Source organism: Devosia insulae DS-56 (genome assembly GCF_000970465.2).
Lineage (GTDB): Bacteria > Pseudomonadota > Alphaproteobacteria > Rhizobiales > Devosiaceae > Devosia_A > Devosia_A insulae.
Genome location: NZ_LAJE02000132.1, coordinates 1 through 2,644, shown reverse-complemented (window position 1 = coordinate 2,644; position 2,644 = coordinate 1). Strand labels below are relative to the sequence as shown.

The window sequence follows — 2,644 nt, the reverse complement described above, 5'->3', positions numbered from 1 at the left end:
AAACGCTTGCCGCTCACGTGGTTGTACGCCACCTCCACCACCAGCTCGGGCCGCAGCGCCTCATAGTGCTCGGTCCGCTCCGTCGACCAGCGGCTCGGGCCGCCAGGCGCCCGGCCGGTAAAGCCGGGGCCATCCGCCAGCGCCTCGAGCCGTCGCGTCAGCTCCGCCTTGTTCTCGTCGGCAAGCGCCGAGGTGAAGCCGACATGGTGCAGCTGGCGCTGCAGGCGTCGGCATACCGGCAGCACGCCTCCGTCAGAATGTCTGGCTGCAGGGGATCGGCGAGAAGGCCGCTCGCTGAAGCCTTACGTAAAGTTGTATTCGATCCGCCATCTTTCGCGGCGGCCTTGCGGATTGTCGCCCTCATACTCTCTCTTTGTAGCCCCAAGCCTGGAGTTTATAGCTGCCAGGAATGGCCTCGGCAGATAACAGCGTTCGTTGGGCTGAGACAGGATTGTCGACGTCCCACAACTCAAACACCCAAAGTGGGCCCTCTTGCCGCTTGGTCAGAATACTCCCCTTGTTCGGGAACAGAGCGACGCGCCTGAGTTTAGGGGGCTGGGCTTCGGCCACACGGCCTTCCATCCCCCGTCCTGGGCGAGTATCTGTCGAAGCACTCCGCCAGTTGGCTGCTGGCCACCACGTTGCAGCAGGAGCGTACGCGCGTCGACCTCGTCCTTCCAAAGGTCAAGAAGGGCTACTCCCAACGGCCGCCCGCCTACCTTGGCAGAGCGCAGAGGTCTCGCTAGCGATTGAGGCAGGTTGTTCAACACCGCCCCGATGAAACGGACTGCATACCAACGCCATGTCGGGACTTTGGACCGCTCCATGCTTCCCCCTCCTCGCGTACTACTGCCAGCCTCGGGCGCGGGGCCCATCGCGGCGTCGGCAGGGCACGCTGTCGCGATAGCTCGCTGTAGAGCGTCCAGTTTAGCTGCTCGGCAGCATTCAATCGAGTTTGAGGCTGCAGCTGCAGGGCGGCGAGGCTCAGTCGCGCTGTGTCATTATGCCTCCCCGTGAACGCACAATGCGTCACTCTGCAAACAAACGGGAGGATCCAGCGAATGAAGCGTGAAGCAATTCTCGGCGTGCTGACCGGAATCAACCTGGTGCTGCTGCTCGGCATCGGCGTGACGCAGGTGCTGCCGGCGATCGCTCAGGGGACACCTGGCCCGCTGCGCGGCAATGGGCTCGAGATCATCGACGGCGCCGGCCGCGTGAGGGCCAGCATCGGCATTCAACCGGCAGCCGAAGGCGCGAGCGAGACCGTGCTGTTCCGGCTGATCCATCCGAATGGTCAGCCCTCGGTGAAGATCGGCGCCTCGCTGACCGGTGCGGGTTTGAGCTTTGTCGGCGGCGATGACGCCAGCTACATCATTCTAGAGGCGGAAGGTCCCGAAACCCAGCTCAGGCTGGTGGAGCAGGAGGGCCGCGAGCAGGTGCTGGCGCCTTGATATCGCATCGAGGTGCTGATCCACACGGCTGCAGTTGCCAACGTGACGCCGTTCCATAATGCACCTTATGCGCGGCGCTTGCCTCGCGGTGATGGTGACCTATATAGTCATGATAGTCATCTTTGGAGCATCAGCGTGAGCAAGCAGAATTCCGTCCATGAGTGGACCGTGGCGTCGGCCAAAGCGCATTTGTCCGAGGTGATTTCGCGCGCGCAGGAATCGCCGCAAACCATTACCCGCAACGGCAAGGCCAGCGTGGTGATCGTCTCGATCGTGGAATGGCAGCACAAGAGCCAGCGGCAGGGGAGCCTCGCGAGCTTTCTCATGCAGTCGCCGCTCGCCGGCGCCGGGCTCGAGCTCGAGCGCGACGATGATGGCGGCCGGGATCTGCCGCTGTGAACTTTCTGCTCGACACCAACGTGCTGTCCGAACCGCAGCGGCCGCGGCCGGACCCGCAGGTGATGGCCTGGCTCGACCAGGTCGATGAAGATCGCACCTATCTGAGCGTCATCACGGTGGGGGAGATCGCCCGCGGCGTCGAGCTGCTCGATGACGGCAAGCGGAAAGCCGCGCTCCGGCATTGGCTCGATGCCGACCTGCCGGCTCGGTTCGGTGCGCGCCTGTTGCCGATCGACCGGGAGACGGCGCTCGTCTGGGGTGGGGTGATGGCCGGCGCCAGGGCGGCGGGCAAGGGACTTGGAGTGATGGATGCCTGGATCGCGGCTTCAGCCCTGCGCCACGGGCTGACCCTCGTCACCCGCAACACCAGGGATTTTGCCGGCCTCGAGGTTGAGCTGCTGGATCCATGGAGCCCGGCTTAGGTCGCTCCGTCTCGCCAAGGGAATCGGCGAGACGCTTTCGATTCTTGAGCTGTCTCGCGTTCAAGGCGGGAGCCCTGCGATCCCCGCCTGCGCTGTGACAGGCTCTCCCGCGGCGTCCAACTCACGAAAGCCCCGCAAACCGGGCGTTTGCGTCGTCTCTCCACAGGCGGTCACGAGGTCGACGAAAGATTCGTCATCTTTCGTTCATGAGGGGTGTTGACAGGAAATGGGGCTGCCCGTATACACCGCCTCGCTGACGACGCCGAGCACTGGTTGCTCCCACTGATCAGCGATTACTGAAAGGGCAGAGCTGCTGCCGGGCAACCGGAAGAAGGTTTCTGTTCTCTAAGGAAGTCGGAAGCTGTGCTTCCA

3 protein-coding genes and 1 pseudogene are annotated in these 2,644 nt (G+C 63.7%); 3 read left to right on the top strand and 1 reads right to left on the bottom strand.

Annotated elements, in window-relative coordinates; all coding sequences use genetic code 11:
- Positions 1-212, bottom strand: a pseudogene (locus tag VW23_RS08230) (ATP-dependent DNA ligase); the annotation flags it as partial.
- A gap of 849 nt (positions 213-1,061) precedes the next feature.
- Between VW23_RS08230 and VW23_RS08225 the strand changes: the two are divergent.
- The 3 genes from VW23_RS08225 to VW23_RS08215 all read left to right on the top strand — a co-directional run bounded on the left by VW23_RS08225 (position 1,062) and on the right by VW23_RS08215 (position 2,272).
- Positions 1,062-1,451: a hypothetical protein gene (locus tag VW23_RS08225; protein WP_069909095.1), complete on the top strand. Its 390-nt coding sequence runs from the start codon at positions 1,062-1,064 to the stop codon at positions 1,449-1,451.
- 135 nt (positions 1,452-1,586) lie between these two features.
- Positions 1,587-1,850, top strand: a complete 264-nt coding sequence (locus tag VW23_RS08220; RefSeq protein WP_069909094.1) for a type II toxin-antitoxin system Phd/YefM family antitoxin — start codon at positions 1,587-1,589, stop codon at positions 1,848-1,850.
- Positions 1,847-2,272: a type II toxin-antitoxin system VapC family toxin gene (locus VW23_RS08215; RefSeq protein ID WP_069909093.1), complete on the top strand. Its 426-nt coding sequence runs from the start codon at positions 1,847-1,849 to the stop codon at positions 2,270-2,272. The genes VW23_RS08220 and VW23_RS08215 overlap by 4 nt, the downstream gene beginning before the upstream one ends.
- Positions 2,273-2,644: the final 372 nt, after the last annotated feature.